The sequence below is a fragment of the Campylobacter insulaenigrae NCTC 12927 genome, assembly GCF_000816185.1.
GTDB lineage: Bacteria > Campylobacterota > Campylobacteria > Campylobacterales > Campylobacteraceae > Campylobacter_D > Campylobacter_D insulaenigrae.
The window spans coordinates 835,941-856,322 of the sequence record NZ_CP007770.1 but is presented as its reverse complement, the minus strand read 5'-3'; the positions used below and the strand labels follow the sequence as shown (position 1 = coordinate 856,322).

Annotated in this window: 15 protein-coding genes and 1 pseudogene; 7 read left to right on the top strand and 9 right to left on the bottom strand. The window is 28.2% G+C overall.

Annotated features, from left to right (window positions below):
• Positions 1-46: 46 nt before the first annotated feature.
• Positions 47-1,560: pseudogene (locus CINS_RS04465) on the top strand (inorganic phosphate transporter).
• On the opposite strand, the gene mnmH reads toward CINS_RS04465, so the two are convergent.
• Genes mnmH through CINS_RS04430 form a run of 7 tightly spaced genes read right to left on the bottom strand, consistent with a single transcriptional unit; the run spans position 1,549 to position 6,805 of the window.
• Positions 1,549-2,532: a tRNA 2-selenouridine(34) synthase MnmH gene (mnmH, locus tag CINS_RS04460; RefSeq protein ID WP_039650210.1), complete on the bottom strand. Its 984-nt coding sequence runs from the start codon at positions 2,530-2,532 to the stop codon at positions 1,549-1,551. The pseudogene CINS_RS04465 and the gene mnmH overlap by 12 nt on opposite strands.
• Complete coding sequence (locus tag CINS_RS04455) at positions 2,525-3,013, bottom strand: HIT family hydrolase, FHIT branch (RefSeq protein WP_039650208.1); 489 nt, start codon at positions 3,011-3,013, stop codon at positions 2,525-2,527. Before CINS_RS04455 ends, mnmH begins: the two co-directional genes overlap by 8 nt.
• 1 nt (position 3,014) lies before the next feature.
• On the bottom strand, positions 3,015-3,614 hold the full coding sequence (locus CINS_RS04450; protein ID WP_039650205.1) for a beta/alpha barrel domain-containing protein: 600 nt from the start codon (positions 3,612-3,614) through the stop codon (positions 3,015-3,017).
• Entirely contained in the window at positions 3,599-4,834 is a 1,236-nt protein-coding gene (locus CINS_RS04445) for an ATP-dependent nuclease subunit B (RefSeq protein WP_126437489.1), read from the bottom strand. Before CINS_RS04445 ends, CINS_RS04450 begins: the two co-directional genes overlap by 16 nt.
• Positions 4,810-5,181, bottom strand: coding sequence for a YkgJ family cysteine cluster protein (locus tag CINS_RS04440; RefSeq protein WP_039650203.1), 372 nt, complete (start codon positions 5,179-5,181; stop codon positions 4,810-4,812). Before CINS_RS04440 ends, CINS_RS04445 begins: the two co-directional genes overlap by 25 nt.
• Positions 5,168-5,863: a tRNA1(Val) (adenine(37)-N6)-methyltransferase gene (locus CINS_RS04435; RefSeq protein WP_039650200.1), complete on the bottom strand. Its 696-nt coding sequence runs from the start codon at positions 5,861-5,863 to the stop codon at positions 5,168-5,170. The genes CINS_RS04440 and CINS_RS04435 overlap by 14 nt, the downstream gene beginning before the upstream one ends.
• Positions 5,864-6,805: an NAD(P)-binding domain-containing protein gene (locus CINS_RS04430; protein ID WP_039650198.1), complete on the bottom strand. Its 942-nt coding sequence runs from the start codon at positions 6,803-6,805 to the stop codon at positions 5,864-5,866.
• Between the two features lie 237 nt (positions 6,806-7,042).
• On the opposite strand from CINS_RS04430, the gene CINS_RS04425 reads away from it, so the two are divergent.
• Both CINS_RS04425 and CINS_RS04420 read left to right on the top strand, forming a co-directional pair.
• Complete coding sequence (locus tag CINS_RS04425; RefSeq protein WP_039650197.1) at positions 7,043-8,290, top strand: MFS transporter; 1,248 nt, start codon at positions 7,043-7,045, stop codon at positions 8,288-8,290.
• The gene (locus CINS_RS04420) at positions 8,287-10,296 is read left to right on the top strand and encodes a CocE/NonD family hydrolase (protein ID WP_039651392.1); all 2,010 of its coding nucleotides are present in this window, start codon (positions 8,287-8,289) and stop codon (positions 10,294-10,296) included. The genes CINS_RS04425 and CINS_RS04420 overlap by 4 nt, the downstream gene beginning before the upstream one ends.
• Before the next feature lie 36 nt (positions 10,297-10,332).
• On the opposite strand, the gene CINS_RS04415 is transcribed toward CINS_RS04420, so the two are convergent.
• Both CINS_RS04415 and CINS_RS04410 read right to left on the bottom strand, forming a co-directional pair.
• Complete coding sequence (locus CINS_RS04415; protein WP_039650194.1) at positions 10,333-13,839, bottom strand: 2-acylglycerophosphoethanolamine acyltransferase / acyl-acyl carrier protein synthetase; 3,507 nt, start codon at positions 13,837-13,839, stop codon at positions 10,333-10,335.
• A gap of 55 nt (positions 13,840-13,894) precedes the next feature.
• The gene (locus tag CINS_RS04410; RefSeq protein ID WP_039650192.1) at positions 13,895-14,506 is read right to left on the bottom strand and encodes a nitroreductase; all 612 of its coding nucleotides are present in this window, start codon (positions 14,504-14,506) and stop codon (positions 13,895-13,897) included.
• Positions 14,507-14,640: 134 nt separating this feature from the next.
• Here CINS_RS04410 and CINS_RS04405 point away from each other — a divergent pair, with 134 nt between their 5' ends.
• The 4 genes from CINS_RS04405 to gltS all read left to right on the top strand — a co-directional run bounded on the left by CINS_RS04405 (position 14,641) and on the right by gltS (position 20,363).
• Positions 14,641-15,774: an efflux RND transporter periplasmic adaptor subunit gene (locus CINS_RS04405; RefSeq protein WP_039650191.1), complete on the top strand. Its 1,134-nt coding sequence runs from the start codon at positions 14,641-14,643 to the stop codon at positions 15,772-15,774.
• Complete coding sequence (locus CINS_RS04400) at positions 15,771-17,699, top strand: MacB family efflux pump subunit (protein ID WP_039650189.1); 1,929 nt, start codon at positions 15,771-15,773, stop codon at positions 17,697-17,699. Before CINS_RS04405 ends, CINS_RS04400 begins: the two co-directional genes overlap by 4 nt.
• 1 nt (position 17,700) lies before the next feature.
• A complete protein-coding gene (locus CINS_RS04395) occupies positions 17,701-19,041 on the top strand; it encodes a TolC family protein (protein WP_039650187.1) in 1,341 nt (446 codons plus the stop codon).
• A 113-nt stretch (positions 19,042-19,154) separates the two neighbouring features.
• Positions 19,155-20,363 carry a sodium/glutamate symporter gene (gene gltS / locus CINS_RS04390; protein ID WP_039650185.1) on the top strand — a complete coding sequence of 403 codons (1,209 nt, stop codon included), beginning with the start codon at positions 19,155-19,157 and terminating at the stop codon, positions 20,361-20,363.
• Positions 20,364-20,382: the final 19 nt, after the last annotated feature.

The following is a 20,382-nucleotide window of genomic DNA, read 5'->3' as shown; positions in this document are numbered from 1 at the left end:
AATACATTAAAATGATAATCTTGAAATTCATCCTGAAGGAGTATATTTGAGTAGGGATAATGTAGTTGCATTTTTTATCTTTATAGTTAGTGTTGTGTGTTTTTTTATATGGGGATATAATTATATTCCTAATAATGCTATAGTTTTATTTGCCCTTGCTAGTGTTTTTGGAATTTTTATGGCCTTTAATATAGGAGGAAATGATGTTGCAAATTCTTTTGGAACTAGTGTTGGCGCTAAGACTGTAACTATAAAACAAGCTTTAATTATAGCCGCTGTTTTTGAATTAAGTGGAGCTATTTTTGCAGGTGGCTCTGTCACAAATACCATAAGAAGTGGCATAGTGGTTTTGCCTAGTGGGGTAGATCCTATGGTGTTTGTTTGTGTTATGCTTTCTGCTTTGTTGAGTTCTGGAATTTGGCTTTTTATAGCTAGCAAAAAAGGCCTTCCAGTATCAACTACTCACAGTATTATAGGTGGTATAGTTGGCTCAAGTATTGCTATGGGAGTTATATTTTTTAATCAAGATCAAGCTTTTTCTATGGTAAATTGGAGTGGTATATATAAAATAGTTTTAAGTTGGATTATTTCTCCTTTGCTTGGTGGTTTAGCAGCTTATTTAATATATGCTTATATTTATAAAAAAATTTTAAAACCTTCAATAGATATTAATCTTAAAATTAAAATAATTAAGAAAGAAAAAAAAGCTTTTAAAGAAGAATATTTTAAGAACTTAAAAGATAAGACTTATGAAGAGCAAATTCGAGAATTAAGTGCTATTGTTTTAGATGATGATGAGAAAAGAAGTGAATATAAATTGAGAATTAAAGCACTAAAAGAAAAAGAAAAAAATATTGATGTTTTTAGTAAAATGAAATTTCATGTCCCGCTTGTAGCATGTACAGCAGCATTGGTGATTTCATCTATGTTTTTGTTTAAGGGTTTAAATAATGTATCTACCTTGAATCTTATACAGAATATATGGATAGTTTCTATTATCTCTATCTAGTTACTTTAGCTGTGGTGCGATTGATGAAAAAAACTGAAGTGAATAAAACTATAGAAAAAATTTTTTCATGGTTTCAAATTTTTACCGCTTCAAGTTTTGCTTTTTCCCATGGAGCTAATGATATAGCAAATGCACTTGGACCTTTTGCAGCTATTTTAGATGTGCTTAAAAATAATACAATTAATCCAAGCTCACCTGTGCCATTTGCAGTTATGTTTATGTTCGGTATAGCTTTAGTAATAGGACTTTGGTTTTTAGGAAAAGAAGTTATTCAAACTGTTGGATCAAAATTAGCCGAAATTAAGCCAACTACGGGTTTTAGTGCTGAACTTGGTGCCAGTATAGTAATACTTCTAGCTACACAACTTGGTATTCCGGTAAGTTCAACGCATATTTTAATTGGTGCGATTTTGGGAATAGGGGTATTTAATAAAGATGCAAAGTGGAGCATGATGAAACCTATTGGCCTTGCTTGGGTGATTACTTTGCCGGTGGCAAGTATTCTTTCTAGTATTATTTTTATGATTTTTATAAAAATTTTAGTTTTGTAAATTTATAAGTTTTATTTTTGCCAAATTTATATCATCTGTATTAATGTAGTGATGAATTATATTAGGTTTTTTATACACTTTGTCATAGTAATTAAAAAGCATTAAAGCACAGTTTTCAAAGTCAGATTGCTCATAATTTTGCTGTAATTTATTTTTAAAATCTTTGCTTATATAAGGACTGATTTTTTCAACACAATGATAAAAAAAGTCCTTGTCTATATTTGAATAATCTTTTAAAATTCTTTGAATTCTTGATTTAATCGAACATTCACACCAAATTTTTTCTGCATCTTGCATAGCTTGAAATAGATTTAAAGGTAGAGTGAGATTTCCAATTTGTCTACTTTCAGCTTCTATGAAACATGTTTTATAGGGATAATTTTTTAAAAAATAAAAAAGTTCATCATCAAATGATTTTTGACTAGGTTGTTCTCCGTATATTTTTCCAAAACTTGAACCTTGATGATTGGCTAATTTTTCTAAATTTAGAGAATTTTCTAATAAATTTAATAAATCACTTTTTCCACTTGCAGTGTTACCACATAAGCAATAAAATTTTATATCTAATTTTTTTGTAAAAAAATGATTAACATAATTTCTGTAGGCTTTATATCCACCTTCTAGTCTTATAACTCTATATCCTATTTCTGAAAGTATTAAAGATAAGGATTTTGAACGCATTCCACCTCTAGCACAATAAATTCCAATTAAAGAGCCGATCTTATAATGTTTATAAATATTTTTAATATGAAAACTCATATTTTTGCATATGTAACTTGCTCCTTTTGCTTTTGCCAAGCCTTTGTTTTTTGTATAAATACTTCCAATTTCTTGAAATTCTTTATCATTTAGTGCGTAATAGTTTTTAGCATTTTTTATATGAGAATGTTTGTATTCTTTAGGACTTCTTGCATCAATAATCAAATCAAAAGAAAAATTTTGAAATTCATGGTAATTTGTCTCATTAAACATAGGTTAAAAAAGCCTTATTTAGCTTATTGTAGATTTTTTTTAAGTCATTTCCACATACTCTTGTATTTGCTATAGTGGTGATAAAATTAGTATCGCCGCTCCATCTTGGGACTAAATGATAGTGACAATGAGGTGCTATACCAGCTCCCGCAGCACTACCTAAATTCATCCCTATATTAACTCCTTTGGCAAATAATTCTCTTTTTAAAATTTTTACACCAATTTTTACCAAATGACTTATTTGTATCCATGCTTCGTCGTTCAAATCTTCTATATTTTCTATATGTTCATAAGGTATAATCATAAAATGTCCCGGACTATAGGGAAATTTATTCATAACGCCAAAACAATATTTAGCTCTAAAAATCACTCCTAGTTTTTCGTCTTCATTTAAATTTTCAGTACAATGACAAAAAGGGCAATCTTTTTTTTCTTTATTGTTAAAATACATTTCTCTCCATGGTGCATATAAATAATCCATATTACTCCTTAATACGGGCGTGAAGATGTGTTAAATTTTTACTTATAATAACTTTATTTTTCGGTAAAAAGTTTAAGAGTTTTTCATCTTCTATGTGAAAAATTCTTGCTCCAGCTAATATAGAATGATTTATATCATTTTTATTTTCTACAAAGAATATAGCCTCTAAACCAAGATGAATAGCTAAATTATAAAGCTTTTTTAATTCTAATGCTTTTAACATTTTTGGAAATAAATAAAAAGCATCTGAACCATATACTAGACTTTCTAAAATTTGATATTCATCAAAAATGAAGTCAAATTGTATAATAGGCTTTTGACTGTAACGTCTAAATAAACTTAAATTTTGTATGTCGTAATTTTGACAATTGCTAGTTGGTAAAATAATACAATCAAAATTATTATCTTTTATTTCCAATTCTTTAGAAAAGTAAATAGTGGAAAGATTGTTTTCTAATAACAAAGAATAAAGATCTTTAGGATAAAAAGCATTAGAGGACAAGCTTCTACCAAGCATATCATAGGAAAAAATTTCCTTTTTTTGGTCTAATATTTTTTTTGTCTTTTTAAAAAAATAATCTAAATTTACTTGTTCAAACATTTTTTAATAGCTTTTATATGTTCTTTACCTTCATCTGAATTTACAAAGTCTTTATCTTGTAAAATTGTTTGCAAAATATCATAAGCTTTATCACATTCTTTTAACTTATAATATCCCCAAGCTAAAGAATCAAGATAATACGCGTTATTTGGTTCTTGCTCTAAAGCCCAACCTACTAATTCTATGCCTTTTTTTACATCAATATCGTATTCGATTAAAGTATATCCATAAAAGTTTTGATATAAAGAATCACTGCGTATATCAACACTTTCTTCAAATTTTTTTAATATAGATTCTAACCTTTTTTTATCTAAAATTTTTTGATTTTTTTTATCCATATAATTTTCGAATTCTAATATGGCTGCCATTGCGAGGTATTTTTTATTTTTTTCTAATTCGTATTGTTTTAAAGCTAAATTATAAGCTTTACTATAATCTTTTATTTGAGTATATAAATATACCTTAATATCTGTGTTTAAATTATATTCTTGAGCAATATCTAAAGCTTGAGTGTATTTTTTTTCTTTATTTAATAGGTCTATTATGGCGTAGATATATCTAGTGTCATTGCTTATTTTGTACAATTCATAAAGTATTTGCATACTTGCTTGGGTATTATTTTGATCTTGGTAAATTTTTAAAAGCAGGGTGCAAGTATTTAAGGAGCAACCGTAATTTTTTCTAAATTTTTCTAAATTTTCTTTTGCTTGATTAATATTTTTTGTTCTTATATTTAACTCTGTAATTTTTAATAAAAGATTTTCGTATGCGAAGATTTCATAAGCTTGGTTATAAGCTTCAATGGCTTTTGTAAAAAGTCCTTTTTTTGCATAAATATCACCTAATAATTCGTAATTTTTATAGTTTTGTTCTTCTTGGATGAGTTTAAAAGTGTATTCTTCTGCTTTTTGATAATTGCCTTGTTCAAAGGCGTAAATAGCATGTAATCTTATAATAGGAGTTAAATTTAAAAAATCTTTCGAAGTTTCTAAAAGTTTTTCTTTTTGTTGCAAATTGTGACTTAAAGCTAAAAATAAAGCTTTTTGTAAATATATACTTTCATTGCTATCTTCAAATAGTTGCGTGTAAATATCGCAAGCATTCTTATATTCTGAGTGGTCTTCGTAAATTAAGGCTTGGATAATTTCTTGTTCATTTTTAGCAAAACTATGAGTATAAAAAAAAGTGATTAAAATTAATGAAAGCAAACTCCTACACATTCTTTTTTCAACTCCTCTTTATGTGTTTTAAAGTATTCCCAAAATGGGAAAGTTTTGCATTGTTTTGGTCTATATTTATAAATAAGACATTTCTTGTGTATTGTATCAAAAAAAATACAACGATAACCATCTTTATATCTTACTTCTTTGAGACTAAATTTAAATCCAACTTTAATGAGGTAGTTTTTTTGAAAGTCTTCAAAATTTAAATTTAAAAATTTTGCTATATTATCTAATTCTTCGCTAGATGCATATATATAACCACTATCTCCAGTGCAACATTTTCCACCACACTTTTCGCAAGCATTTTCATTAAATGTGTAATTATAATCTTTATGAGATATCATAGCTAATTGTCCCTAATTTATCATAAATTGCTTTTATATTTTCACTAAGCATATCATTTTTATACATAAATATTGGTGTAAGAACTTGCAAGGGGCTTTTACTATTTTTTTTAGCCTCAATTAATACAAGTCTAGCAGGTTTTTTATCGTTTGTGTGTATAAATTGTATTTTTGTGGGTTTGATTTTATATTTGTATAAGTATGAGCAAATTTCATCTGTAAAAGAGCAATCATAGCACATATAAAATTTTCCATTTGTTTTTATTAAAGAATTTATTTTATTTATCATTTTTTCAAGCGGCATAAATTCTTGATATCTTGAAATATTTAAATGTAAATTTTCACTTTTTGTAGTATTTAGCTTATAAAATGGAGGATTAGAAATTAAATAATCAAACTTAATATCGCTTTTAAAATCTAGAAAATCTTTGCAAATAGTTTGAATTTCGAGTTGGTTTTCTTTAGAATTTCTATAGGTAAGTTGAATATTTTTTTCTTGTACATCTAGCATATAGACTTGAGTTTTTGGAAAGTACTGTTTGGTAAGTAAACCTAAAATTCCGCATCCACACCCTATATCCAAAATATTTCCTTGCAAATTTTGTTGAGAAAAAAAATTAAAAAGTAAAAGGCTATCATTGTTGTATCTATAGCCTTTTTTGTATTGAAAAAGTCTTAGCATTTATTTGTAGAGGTAATCACAAATTTTGAAAGCGTCATTTAAACCTATAACTATGGAAGCTCCATTTTTGCTAGCTATATCACCAGCTACAAATAATCCTTTAATGTTACTTTCTTTATTTTCATTGAAATTTGGCACACCTTTTTCATCTACTTCAATAAGACATTTTTGTAAAAAATCAATAGGAGTTGAGCCACCTATAGCATAAATAACGCGATCATAAATTTCTACGCTTCCATTAGTAAAATTGATTTTAGCTTTAGCATTTTCATCTTCTACACTGGTGATATCAATGCCAAGTTTTGCTTTTATACTTCCATTTTGAAAAGCATTTTGTATATCTTCAAGGTTAATATCGTTTAATCTTGAAAAAGTTTCCCTTCTGTAACATAATGTTACATCGTTATTTTTAGCTAAATCTATTGCATATTCTATAGCAGAATTTCCGCCACCTACAACTAATATTTTTTCATCTTTGCTTGCAGAATTTGCATTAAAATTAATGATTTTAGTTAGGGTTATAGGCAAGCTATAGCTTGGTTTATTTGGTTTGCCCATCCTTCCTATGGCTACGATAGCATTTTTACAAAGATAATTTTCATTTGCAGTGCTTACTATAAAATTATCTCCATCTTGTTTAATACTTTCAACTTCACTTGAAAGTTTAATTTCAAGATTGTGTTTTTTGATAGCATCTTCAAAAGTTTTTATTGTACTTTCTCTTGTTCCATCTTCAAAATTAATATGTCCATAATTAGTACCATCACACCCTTTATAGGCTTTATCAACTCTTTTACCTTCTTTGTAAAATTTAACTAAAGTCTGGCAAATTGCATCTGTTTTTTCTAAAACTATTACTTCTTTATTTTTAATCTTTGCTTCAATACCTGCTGCTATACCAGCGGGTCCAGCTCCGATAACTACCATATCAAAAATTTTCATGTTTTTCCTTCAAAAAATTTATTAAAACATAAATGTAACAAATAATTTATAATAAATGATAAAAATTACAAATTTTAATTTTATATTGTATTTTAACTTTGGATTAAATTTTTATATAAAAATTTTATTAAATGTGAAAAAAATATACTAATAATATATTTTTTGCATAAAATTTATTTATTTATATATAAAAAATTAAAAAAAATTGTATATATTATAAAAAAGGAGGTATTTTATATGATAAAAGAAGAACGTAGTTTAAGAAGCAATTTTTTTACTTTGTTATTGCTATCTTTTTGTGGGTCTATAATTTATGGCTTGCCTTATTTTAGAAAATATTATTATGATGATTATATGTCACTTTATCATTTAAATAATTTTGAAATGGGTTTATTGGGTAGTGCTTATGGTTTGCTTGGTTTGTTTTCTTATGCTCTAGGTGGGTATCTTGCCGATCGTTTTGCTCCTAAAAAATTATTATTATTTTCTTTGGTTGCTACAGGGCTTGGGGGTTTGTTGCATTTATATTTTACTTCCTTAAATGCTTTATTAATTATTTATGGCGTATGGGGTATTACTTCTTTATTGACTTTTTGGCCTTCGTTGATGAAAGTTGTCAGAAGTTTAGCTAATTCTAAAGAACAAGCAAGAGCTTATGGAATTTTTGAAGGTGGTAGAGGTGTTGTTGGAGCTATACATTTAGCTATAGCTACTAGTATTTTTGGTTATTTTCAAACAAAAGCACTTGCAGGTCAAGGCATACAGATGGTAATTGTTTTTTATTCTATAGCACCCATTGCTAGTGCATTTTTATTATTTTTCCTTTTAAAAGATAATATAGAAGAAAAAAGTGAAAAAATGAAATTAGCAGATTTAATTACACTTATAAAAAATTCCGCTCTTTGGCTTGTTGTAGCAATTACATTTTGTACTTATTTTTTTAATATGAGTTTTTATTATTTTACACCATATGCTAGTAATGTTATAGGTACTTCTGCTGTATTTGCTGCTATATTAACAGTTTTAGCACAATATATTCGTCCAATTTCATCTACCATAGGTGGTTTTGTAGCTGATGGATATGGAAAAGCTAAAATTATGATGATAGGATTTATTTTAATGGGATTTGGAGTTGTATTTTTGATGTTGAGCTCACAATTGAGTGGTTTTTTACAAATGAGTGTTCTAACTTCAGCCTGTGTGGTAATTTATGTTGCTATGTATTCTAATTTTGGAATTTATTATTCTTTATTAAGTGAAGGAAAAATTCCTATGCATTTAACTGGTATGGCGATTGGTATAGTATCTACTTTTGGATATTTACCAGAAATATTTTCCCCTTTGTTAGCAGGAGATTTACTTGATAGATTTCCAGGCGTAAAGGGGTATTATATTTATTTTAGCATTATGATAGCAATGGCTATTTTAGGTGTGATATTTTGTATGATATGGATGAAAAAGTACAATCAAAAGGAAGCAAAATGAAAGAAATTATTAAAGAATTTGAATATGAAGTAAAAGTTATTGAAAATACATGGATTAAATTAAAAGATGGCACCATGCTTTCATCTAGAATATGGTTACCACAAACTAAGGAAAAAATTCCTGCAATTTTAGAATACATTCCTTATAGAAAAAACGATGGAACAAGAACTAGAGATGAGCCTATGCATGGATATTTTGCTGGTAATGGTTATGCTGTTGTTAGGGTGGATATTAGAGGAAGTGGAGAATCAGATGGTCTTTTAAAAGATGAGTATTTAAAACAAGAGCAAGATGATGCATTGGAAGTTATAGAATGGATTGCTAATCAAGATTGGTGCGATGGCAATGTAGGTATGATGGGAAAATCTTGGGGAGGATTTAATTCTTTGCAAGTGGCTGCAAGAAGACCAAAAAATTTAAAAGCCATTATTGTTGTTGGTTTTACAGATGATAGATATAATGAAGATATTCACTATAAAGGTGGATGTTTGCTTAATGATAATTTTTGGTGGGGAAATATCATGCTTGCATATCAATCTCGTTTTGTTGATCCAAAAATTGATCCTAATGGTAGAGATAAATGGCTAAATAGACTTGAAAATATGCCATTGTGGCCAGCTTTGTGGCTTGAACATACTTTAAAAGATGCTTATTGGAAGCATGGATCTGTTGGGGAAAATTATGATGATATACAAGTTCCTGTTTTTGCTTTAGATGGTTGGGCTGATTCTTATACAAATCCAGTTTTTACTCTCATGCAAGGCTTAAAAGTTCCAAGAAAAGCTATCATAGGACCTTGGGCTCATGTATATCCTCACGATGGAGCGCCTTTACCTGCTATGGGTTTTTTACAAGAAGCATTAAAATGGTGGGATAAATGGCTAAAAAATATAGATAATGATGTGCTTGATTGTCCTATGATACAAGCTTATATAGAAAATAGTATGAGACCAAATTCTAAAACGCAACTTATAGAAGGTCGTTTTGTTGGAGTGGAGGATTTAAACAAAGACATCCAATATGAAAATTTTTATTTAAATGTTCAAAAATTAACGTATGAAAAATCACAAGATTTTGTAAAAATAAGCACCTTGCAAAATCATGGTTTGTTAGCAGGAGAATGGATGGGAGCTGGAGTTTTGGGAGAAAGTCCAAGCGATCAAAGATTAGATGATGGTTTAGCTGTTGTCTTTGAAAGTGATATTTTAAAAGATGATTTAGATGTCTTAGGTTTTCCTTTGTTAAATATAAAACTTGCAAGTGATAAAGACAAAGCTATGTTATTTGCACAACTTAGTGAAGTAAGAGAAGATGGCTTTGTTAAAAGAGTAAGCTATGGAGTATTAAATTTAGCTTTAGATGATAATAAAGAAGAACTTCATTTGCTAAAAGATGGAGAGTTTATACATAAACAATTAAAACTTGATTTGTGTGGTTATAAGTTTTCTAAAGGATCTAAAATAAGATTATCTTTAGCAAATACTTTTTGGCCTATGTTTTGGCCTATGCCAGAAGTTTCAACTTTGACTTTACATTTACATCAGTGTGAACTTATGATACCTAAATTTTTAGGTTCAGATTGCAATAAAATTAATATGCAAGCACAAAGTGCTCCATTGACTCCTTTAACTTTATTAAAAGATGGTAGGGTTGATCGTAATATTAGTTATGATATTTTAAGCGATACATGGACTTGTGTAACAGATGGTGTTGGTGGAGTATTTGGAGAAGGTGTTTATAAATTTGATGAGGTTGATGTTTTGGTAGAGCATAATTTAAGAAGAGAGCTTAGTCTTCAAAATAACGATCCTTTAAGTGCTAAATACACTATTTTGCAAAAAATGAAAATAGGGCGTGAAAATTGTATGATAGATACAGATATTATCTTAACACAAACAAGTGATAAAGAGTATTTTTATATTAAAGGAAATATGAAAGTGCAAGAAAATAATGTTGTAGTTTTTGAAAAGGAATATGATTATAAGACAAAAAGAAATAGTTTGTAAAATTTTCCAAAGTGAATAATCACTTTGGAAAATGAATCAAATTAAAGTTTTTGCTAATTCTTTAGCACCTTTTAAATCTACCTTACCCGAACCTAGAAGAGGAATTTGATCTACTTTATAATATTTACTTGGTTTAAAAATGGCAGGCATATTAGAATTTTTAATAGTTTCGATAATGCCCTCAAAATTTTGCTCTTGACATTCTATGAGTAGATATATTATTTCACCCTTTTTTTCATCTTCTAAGGCTACAGCACAAAATTTTACTATTTCAGTATTGATGAATTTAGCAATTTCTTCTTCTAAAGCACCTAAAGAAATCATCTCTCCACCAATTTTTGCAAAACGAGAATATCGATCTACTATATATAAAAATCCATCCTCATCAACATGGCCCTTATCACCTGTGTTATACCAGCGTATACCTTCAAATTCTTTAATAACTTCTTCTGTTTTTTCTTTATTTCCTAAATATCCTACCATTACTTGATGACCACCAATGAGTATCAAGCCATCTTCACCGTGATTTAGACTTTTGTAAGTGGATGGATCTACTATGCGTATAGCGCTTCCTGGTAAAGGCATTCCGACACTTCCTTCTTTATTTGCACGATGTAGTACCCAATAAACAGGATCAAATTTGTTGGGTAAATTAACACTTGCTACAGGAGTTGTTTCAGTAGCTCCATAACCTTCAAAAATAGGTTTTTTGAATTTCATTTCAAATGCGCTTCTAACTTCGCTTTTTAATTTTTCCGCTCCAGATACGATAATTCTTAAGCTTTCAAACATTATCGCATCGAGTTTTTTATTTCTTGCGTAAATTCCTAAGAATGTTGAAGTGCCACACATAATACTAACATTATTTTTAACTATTGCTTTTGCTACACCTAAGGCATCTGTTGGATCGGCAAAAGTTATACTCTTAATACCTTCTAGTAAAGGTAAAAAAGTTGTTACGGTTAAACCAAAAGCATGGAAAGGTGGTAATGACGATAAAATCGCATCATCATCTTTGGGGCATAATACATCTGAAATTTGAGCTATATTGCTTAAAATATTACGATTATTTAGCATAACACCCTTTGGTGTCCCCTCGCTACCACTACTAAATAAAATTGCAGCTATAGCAAGATTGCATTTATTAGGCGCAAAAATAGTCTTTATTAAAAAGCTAGGTAAGATGCTAATTAGTGTTAAGATTGTAGCAATTTTAATTTTTTGATTTTTAAAATTAGCTATAACATCTTCCATAAAAATGAGTTTTACTTTGGAATCAAAATCTAATTTAATTCCTTTATTTTCTAGTTTTTCAAGAAATTTTTTAGAAGTATAAATTTGACGAATTTCAGAACTTTCAATAGCCAAATTAATAGCTTTAATTCCTGCTGTAAAATTTAAATTTACTACGATTTTATTTGCAAGTAAAATACTTAGGTTGCAAAGCGAACTTGCCATAGAAGCAGGTAATAAAATACCTACGCACTCTTCTTTTGGACCATAATTTATCTGTTTAGGTTGGATATTTAATTTATAGGATTTATTTTTAATAAATGAGCTTAATATTAAGCTTAAAGCAAGCATCTTTCTATAAGTAAAAGCTCCTACTAAAGGATCGATGATCGCAATTTTGTTTAAATTTCTTTTAGCATTATCAATCCACGCTCTTGCTATAGTATGCATACTTTCACATTGAGATTTCCAAGCAATAAAAGAAAGCTCGAAAACTTTAGCTTTAACAGTTTCTTTTTTAGAATGTAAAGGCAAGCCTTTTCCAAAAGCAATAGCTATTTTTCTTTTGTTTAATTTGCGATTTCTTGCTGAGAATTCTTCATCGCTACGCGAAAAAGCACTTCCCCAAAGGCCTCTGATATAAAAGGGTAAAATTATTCCATCATTTTCTTCTAATTTTGAACAAGCAAGCTCAAAGCCACCTTTAAATTCATTTAGCTGTCCATGTCTTGAAAGTATTCCTTCAGGGAAAAGGCATACTAAATTACCATCTTTGATATGTTTAGCTATAAGTTCTAAACTAGATTTACTAGAACTACTTGAAACAGGTATAACACCAAAATGTTCAAGAAAAAATTTAATATACCATTTAGAATAAATGCTTTTTTCCATAACAAAATAAATTTTTCTAGGTATAGCCATTTGAACAATAGCCCAATCTATAAAAGAAATATGATTGCCTAATAATAATGCCCCGCCTTTTTCAGGTATATTTGCAAAACCTTCAACTAACAAACGATAGCGCTGGATAAATGCAATACTCATAAGTAAGCGTACTAGAGAAAAAGGAAGTTTAGAAAGTACATATAAACTTCCAAAAAATGCCACAAGTATAATAAAATAGAAAAGATATGTAATATCTATTTTGAAAAATGCTCCAAAGGTTGCAATGAAAAGAAAAGCAAGCATAAAAATATTTTGTATGAAATTATTACCTGCTAAAACTTTTCCTAGTTCATTTTCTTTAGCATGAAATTGTATGAGCGAGTTTAAAGGTATGATAAAAAATGCACCGCACAATCCAAAGATAAAAAATACTACAGCATAGCTTGATAATGTTTCTAAATAAGGTACAAATACGCTCATTAAGAAAATTCCTAATGCTCCCAGTGGTACAAGACCTAATTCTATATAATTTTTAGAAAATTTTCCAGCAATTAATGAGCCTATAATAACACCTATTCCAGAAAAGGCTAATGTGCATTGTACATAAAAGGTGTTTTCTATAAAGAGCTCATTTTTTGCATAAACAGGAAAGGCCACTAAAAAAAGTTGTGATATAGCCCAAAATAAAGAAATTCCAATTATGCAAAGTCGTATAGTTTTATTTTTAAAAATAGCCTGTAAATTATTTGTTAAAAGCTTGCCTTGAAAGTATTGTTTTTTATCAAATTTTAAATTTAAATCCTCTTCTTTTAGTTGAGGAAGTTTATAGGCTAAAAAAAGTTCAATTAAAGCAAAAATAATTAACACTAAGCCTAGAGGTGCTATTTGTTGTAAAATATCAGATTCATCTGTAAAATTTGGTTTAAAAAGCAATTCAAAGCTGAGAGAAAATATGGCCATACCAGATAAAATAGCCACTATGCTAACAGCATTTATGGCTCCATTTCCCATAGCTAAAAATTCTTTTCCTACCAATTCTTTAATAAAGCCATATTTAGCCGGAGAATATAAAGCAGATTGTATTCCCATAATAAAAGTCATTATAAAAGCAGGCCAAAATGCCCCTAAGTAGTAGCATAAACAAATGATACATGTTAAGCCTACTGAAAAATATGCAGACAATTTCATAATTTTATTTTTTGGAAATTTATCTGCTAAAAACCCAGAAGGAGATAGCATAAGTATAAAAGGAAGTAACATTAATGTATTTACTATAGCACTTAGAAAAAGTTGAGTATTATCTTCATAAACTTTATATATGGTATTTTGAATGATAATTTTATGACCTAAATCAACAAAAGCATTTATAAAAGCTACTGCTAAAAAAGGTAAAATACCACAAAATTTTAAAAAATTATTTTGCATTAAAGATCCTTTGATTTTTGTGTGTATAAAATGTTTTTCAAGTAGCTGATTGTTATTAGTCTTTAAATTCTATAACTTCTTCAAAATTAAAACGGACTTTATGAGATTTTGTATCAGTATTTGCATATCCTAATGTAACTAGTACAGAAACTCTTTCTTTGTTTGTATCAAGTTTAAGATATTCATTGATTTGATCTTTGTTAAAACCACCTATTGCACAAGATCCTAAATTCAAGCTATGAGCTGCATTAAGGATATTAGCCAATGCTATATAGCTTTGTTCTTTAGCATAAATAAATTTTTCCTCAAGAGACATATTTTCAACAAAAGGAGTATAAGTTGTGATGACTTTATTATAAACCTCCTCACTTAATTTTTTTGATTGAATTTTTTCTTTAAAATAATTTGCAAAATCAGCTCTTGATACTATAACAATCACGGCACTACATTCTGCTACATGTGCTTGATTATATGCTATTTTAGAAAGTTCTTCTTTTTTTTTCTGAGATTGAAATACTAAAAATTTCCAAGGTTCTAATCCTAAAGAGCTAGGCGATAATCTAGCACATTCTAAAATATATTCTAAATCTTTTTTGGGTATATTTTTGTTTGTATAAGCTTTGATAGAAGATCTTTCTTCCATAAGTTTTAAATAGTCAGCTTTCATTTTAATTCCTCGTTTTGCATTTAAAAATATTATACTTAATAATACATATTTATACTTTAAATGAAGCTTGATAAGATTGCACAATTAATTTTTACTGAATACAATTTTACTTTAAGATGACTTAGGAGATTTTTTTGATTAAGAAAATTGCTTATTTGATATTACTTATAATTTTAATTGAAGTTGGAGTTTATTATTATTTTTACAATAAAGATGAATTCAATTATTTAACTTATGAAGTAAAAAAACGAGATATCACTCAAAGCATAGAGGCAATAGGAGAAGTATATGCAAAAACTCAAGTAGATGTTGGAGCACAAGTTAGTGGACAAATTACAAGACTTTATGTAAGATTAGGTGATTATGTAAAAGAAGGGGATTTAATAGCTCAAATTGATAAAGACAAACAACAAAATGATCTAGATATAACTAAAGCTCAACTTGAAAGTGCAAAAGCAAATTTAGAAAGTAAAAAAATCGCTTTAAATATTGCTTTAAAACAATACACAAGAGAGCAAAAGCTTTATGAAAAAAAAGCTACTTCTTTAGAAAGTCTTGAAAATTTGAAAAATAATTTTTATGCTTTAAAAGCTAGTGTAGCTGACTTAAATGCTCAAACAACTCAATTAGAAATTTCATTAAAAAACGCACAAAAAGATTTAGCTTATACTACCATAGTTGCACCTAGTAAAGGTGAAATCATAAATATAGCAGTAGAAGAAGGTCAGACGGTTAATGCAAATCAAAATACTCCAAGTATAGTGCGTTTGGCTGATTTGAGTGAAATGGAAATTCGTATGCAAATAGCTGAAGCTGACATTAATAAAATTAGTGTGGGTAAAAGTGTTAAATTTAATATTTTAAATGAACCTGAAAAAAAGTTTGAGGCTATTATTTCAAGTATAGATCCAGCAAATACTACAATTACTGATGCAACAAGCAATACAAATTTAAATTCGAATTTAAATTCTAGTGCTAGTGCTGTATATTATTACGCTAGAGTTTTTGTTAAAAATGATAATAATTTTTTACGTATTGGAATGAGCACGGAAAATGAAATTGCTATTAAAACACAGAAGAATGTTCTAGTGGTTCCCACCTTGGCGATTAAAAACGATACTGAAGGTTATTATATGGAAATTTTAAAAGATAATAAAAATATTATTAAAAAACCTGTTAAATTAGGTATTAAAGATAATTTAAATACCCAAATTGTAGAGGGAATAAATGAAGGTGATTTGGTAATTATAGGCAAAAATAAAAAATGATACTTTTAAAAAATATTTATAAAAAGATTAACGATACTGTTATCTTAGATAATATTAGTCTAAATATACAAAAGGGTGAATTTGTAGCTATTATTGGTCAATCAGGTAGTGGAAAAACTTCTCTTTTAAACATTATAGGTACTCTTGATGAACCAAGTAGTGGAAAATATTTTTTAGATAATTATGAAGTAAATACTGCCTCAAAAGAAGAAAAAGCAAGACTTAGAAGAGAAAAAATAGGCTTTATTTTTCAACGCTATAATTTATTAAATCTTTTAAATGCTAGAGATAATGTTGCTTTACCTGCTGTGTATGCTGGAAAAAATAAAAATGAGCGTTTTATAAAATCTAAAGAATTGCTTTCATTTTTAGGACTTGAACATAAGGAATTATCAAAACCTAATGAATTAAGTGGAGGACAGCAGCAAAGAGTTTCTATTGCTAGAGCTTTGATAAATGGTGGAGAGTTAATTTTAGCAGATGAACCAACTGGTGCACTTGATTCTAAAAGCGGAGAGATTGTTTTAGATATTTTAAAAAAGCTTAATGAGCAAGGTCATACTATAGTATTAGTTACTCACGATCCAAATATAGCTGCTAAAGCTAAGAGAATTATAGAAATTAAAGATGGGCAAATACTAAGTGATAGTTTTCCAAAAGAAATTAGAAAAATTACTAAAAAAACAATAACTAAAGAGGTGAAGAATTTATCTTTATTAAAAAATCAACTTTTGGAAAGTTTTAGTATGTCTGTTGCTTCTATTGTAGCTCATAAATTACGTTCTTTGCTTACTATGCTTGGCATTATTATTGGTATAGCTTCTGTAGTTTGTGTGGTAGCTTTAGGACTTGGTGCGCAAAAGAAGATTTTAGCTTCCATTAATTCTATTGGAACTAATACTATAGAGATTGTTTCAGGAAAAGGCTTAGGGGATATACGATCTGGAAAAACAAGATTGAATTTAAGTGATTTAAAAACTTTAAGTTCATTACCATATTTAGATGCAGTAGAAGCTGAGACTAGCAAGATGGGAGTTGTAACTTATAAGAATAATTCTTTACAAGCACGAATTCGAGGTGTTGGACCAAACCATTTAAAGCTTGATAGCTCTATTATGGTGAGTGGAAGATTTATTAATGATGAAGATATTAAAGATAATACAAATATTTGTATCGTAGATGAAAACGCATTAAAAATTTTATTCAACAATATAACTTCAGATCGTGTTTTGGGTAAAAGTATCATTTTCAATAAACAACCATTGATTGTAGTTGGAGTTTCTAAAAAAGAAGAAAAAAATGAAATTGCTGTAGATGATAATACTATAAAAATTTATACTCCTTATACGACATTAATGAATAAAATTACAGGCGATAAGCAAATAAGAATGATTGTAACTAAGGTAAAAGATGAAGTTAATCCTACATTGGCCGAAGAAGCTATAGTAAAAATTTTAAAAATTAAGCGCGGACAGAAAGATTTTTTTACCATAAATTTGGATAAGATTAAGCAAAAAATAGAAGAAAATACAGCCACTTTGACTTTGCTTATTTCATCTATAGCTATAGTTTCTTTAATAGTTGGTGGTATAGGCGTTATGAATATTATGCTAGTTTCTGTGAGCGAAAGAACAAGGGAAATTGGCGTTAGAATGGCTATTGGTGCTAGAAAAGAAGACATTTTGATGCAATTTTTAATAGAAGCTGTTTTAATTTGTTCTTTTGGAGCATTTTTAGGAGTAATACTTTCTTTTGTGATAATAGAAATATTTAATTCTTTACAATTAGGATTTACTATGATACTTTCTTTAAATTCAGTATTACTAGGGCTTTTGAGTTCAGTTTTTATTGGACTTATTTTTGGATTTTTTCCAGCAAAAAATGCTGCGAATTTAAATCCTATCAATGCACTTTCAAAGGAATAAAATGAAATTTTCTATTATTGCCTTTTTAGTTTTGTTATTAAGTGCTTGTGCTAGTATAAAATTAGAACAGATTCATCAAGAACAAATTTCACAACAAATATTTAAAGATTTTAATGCAAGTTATCCTTGGTGGCAAAAGTATAATAATAAAATTTTAAATCAAATTTTACAGATTGTTATTGATAATAATAAGGATTTGAATGTAGCAAGAATTAATCTTTTAAGTTCTTTAACAAAATATGAACTTTTAAAATTAGATTTATATCCAACCTTGAGCGGAGATTTAGGGGTAAATATTAATAAAAATTTAAAAAATGGTATGGAAAATAGCGGTTTTTCTAATGGTTTAATGCTAAATTATGAACTTGATTTATATGCAAAAATTTCTGATCAAATTGCATCATCTAATTTTTTGGTTAAAGCAAGTGAATATGAGTTGCAAAAAATGAAACTTGATGTTGTAAATCTTACTTTAAATTCTATTTTTGAATTAGTTTATTTTAATGATGTTGATGTTTTATTACACCATCATCTTAAAAATCTTGAACAAATGTTAGAAATTTACACTACAAAATTTGATTATGGTAAAGTAGAATATATTGATCTTTTAAATATAAAAAAATCTCTTCTTAACACTAAGCAAAATATCACAATAAATCTTCAAAATAAGGAAGCTGTGATAAAAAATTTAAAAGATCTACTAGGTTATAATAATGAAAAATTGATTGATGAACTTTTTTCTTATAAATTAGATGATTTTTTTATAGAAAAAATAGATTTTGATATAGACTTAAAAATGCTTTCTTTTACTCCAGAGATTCAAGCTAAATTCAATATTCTTAATTCATCTTATAAAAATTATTTTAGTATACAAAAGAGTATTTTGCCAAGTGTGAAAATACTTGGTAGATTAGATGGTAAAGATGAAACAATCAATGATAGTTTTAAATTTTTAATGCTTGGTGGCAATGTGGTAATTGATCTTCCTTTTTTGGATTTTTATAGAGTAAGAAAAAATGTAAAAATTTCAGAATATGAATACAATATTAGAGTTTTAGAATACAAAGATGCTTTGCAAAAGAATTTAAATAATTTTAATTTATGCTATAAAAATGATCAATATTACAATTCTTTGCTAGAAATTATGGAAGAAAATTATATTAATCAAGAAAAAATTACACAATTGTATTTTAATAAATACAAATTAGGACGCAATGAGCTTAAAGATTATCTTGATGCAGATGCTTTATTGATAAATTCTTTACAAGAACTTAATAGAGCAAGATTAGCCTTGCTTAAAAATATAAATTTATACCATAATATAGTTTTAGTCTCAGAATAAAAACCCAAAAAAATGTTTCGTTTTGTAATATATTAGGACAAGATTTGTAATTTTTTTTGTTTATTTAAAGTCATTTAGATTACAATTGTGTAACAAATTAACAAAGGAGTCATATGAATTTTGATTTTTATGCAACATTAGTCACTATGGTTATAGTGTTACTTGTAGGCGTGTTTGTTATAAAAAGAGTTAAATTTTTACGCGATTATAACATTCCTGAGCCTGTTGTAGGTGGAGCTATTGCAGCTATCGTTCTTTTAATCTTACATAGTTTTTTTTCAATAGATATCAAATTTGATTCTTCTATGAAAGATCCTTTAATGCTAGCATTTTTTTCTAGTATAGGCTTATTAGCTGATTTTGCATCTTTGAGAAAAGGTGGAAAAAAATTAGCAATTTTCTTAATAGTAGTTGTTGGATTACTTTTTGCACAAAATATAGTTGGTATAGGAGTAGCAACTGCTATGGGACAAAACCCATTAATGGGACTTATTGCAGGATCAGTTACAATGAGTGGAGGTCATGGGACAGGAGCAGCATGGGCAGCTGAATTTATAAAAGAACCTTATATGTATTCAAGTGCTACAACTGTTGCTATAGCGTGTGCTACTTTTGGACTAATTTCAGGTGGTATTATAGGTGGTCCGGTTGCAAGATATTTGGTAAACAAACACAACTTAGTAGTTCCTAAACAAAATGACGATAAAGATGCAATTTTGAATTTTCAATCTCCAGAAAAAGAAAGATTAATAACTCCTTCATCATTTATAGAATCTTTGGCATTAATTGCTTTATGTTTATTGATAGGTAGTGCTTTATCATCTTATATTAAAGCTGAAACTGGATTTACTTTACCAACTTTTGTATATTGTCTTTTTGTTGGTGTTGTTTTAAGAAATGTTTTATCTATTACACGAATTCATCATGTTTTCGATAGAGAAGTTTCAGTTTTAGGCAATGTTAGCTTATCTTTATTTTTAGCTTTGGCTTTAATGACTATTAGTTTATGGGATTTGGTTACTTTAGCATTACCAATGTTGGTGATTTTAGTTGTGCAAGTAGCTATGATGATATTTTTTGCTATATTTGTTACTTTTAGAATTTGTGGAAAAGATTACGATGCGGCAGTTTTAGCAGCTGGACACTGTGGATTTGGTTTGGGTGCTACTCCAACTGCTATGGTAAATATGCAAACAGTCACAAATCACTATGGTATGAGTCATATGGCATTTATTATTGTTCCTTTGGTGGGAGCATTTTTTATAGATATAGTGAATGCTTTAGTAATTAACGCTTTCTTGTATTTGCCATTGTTCCATTAAAAACAAATCTAGCACTTTT

Coding starts and splice junctions, on each gene's coding strand:
- mnmH (WP_039650210.1), bottom strand. CDS start 2,532: ATGTTTAATGAGACAAATTACCATGAATTTCAAAATTTTTCTTTTGAT.
- CINS_RS04455 (WP_039650208.1), bottom strand. CDS start 3,013: ATGGATTATTTATATGCACCATGGAGAGAAATGTATTTTAACAATAAA.
- CINS_RS04450 (WP_039650205.1), bottom strand. CDS start 3,614: ATGTTTGAACAAGTAAATTTAGATTATTTTTTTAAAAAGACAAAAAAA.
- CINS_RS04445 (WP_126437489.1), bottom strand. CDS start 4,834: ATGTGTAGGAGTTTGCTTTCATTAATTTTAATCACTTTTTTTTATACT.
- CINS_RS04440 (WP_039650203.1), bottom strand. CDS start 5,181: ATGATATCTCATAAAGATTATAATTACACATTTAATGAAAATGCTTGC.
- CINS_RS04435 (WP_039650200.1), bottom strand. CDS start 5,863: ATGCTAAGACTTTTTCAATACAAAAAAGGCTATAGATACAACAATGAT.
- CINS_RS04430 (WP_039650198.1), bottom strand. CDS start 6,805: ATGAAAATTTTTGATATGGTAGTTATCGGAGCTGGACCCGCTGGTATA.
- CINS_RS04425 (WP_039650197.1), top strand. CDS start 7,043: ATGATAAAAGAAGAACGTAGTTTAAGAAGCAATTTTTTTACTTTGTTA.
- CINS_RS04420 (WP_039651392.1), top strand. CDS start 8,287: ATGAAAGAAATTATTAAAGAATTTGAATATGAAGTAAAAGTTATTGAA.
- CINS_RS04415 (WP_039650194.1), bottom strand. CDS start 13,839: ATGCAAAATAATTTTTTAAAATTTTGTGGTATTTTACCTTTTTTAGCA.
- CINS_RS04410 (WP_039650192.1), bottom strand. CDS start 14,506: ATGAAAGCTGACTATTTAAAACTTATGGAAGAAAGATCTTCTATCAAA.
- CINS_RS04400 (WP_039650189.1), top strand. CDS start 15,771: ATGATACTTTTAAAAAATATTTATAAAAAGATTAACGATACTGTTATC.
- CINS_RS04395 (WP_039650187.1), top strand. CDS start 17,701: ATGAAATTTTCTATTATTGCCTTTTTAGTTTTGTTATTAAGTGCTTGT.
- gltS (WP_039650185.1), top strand. CDS start 19,155: ATGAATTTTGATTTTTATGCAACATTAGTCACTATGGTTATAGTGTTA.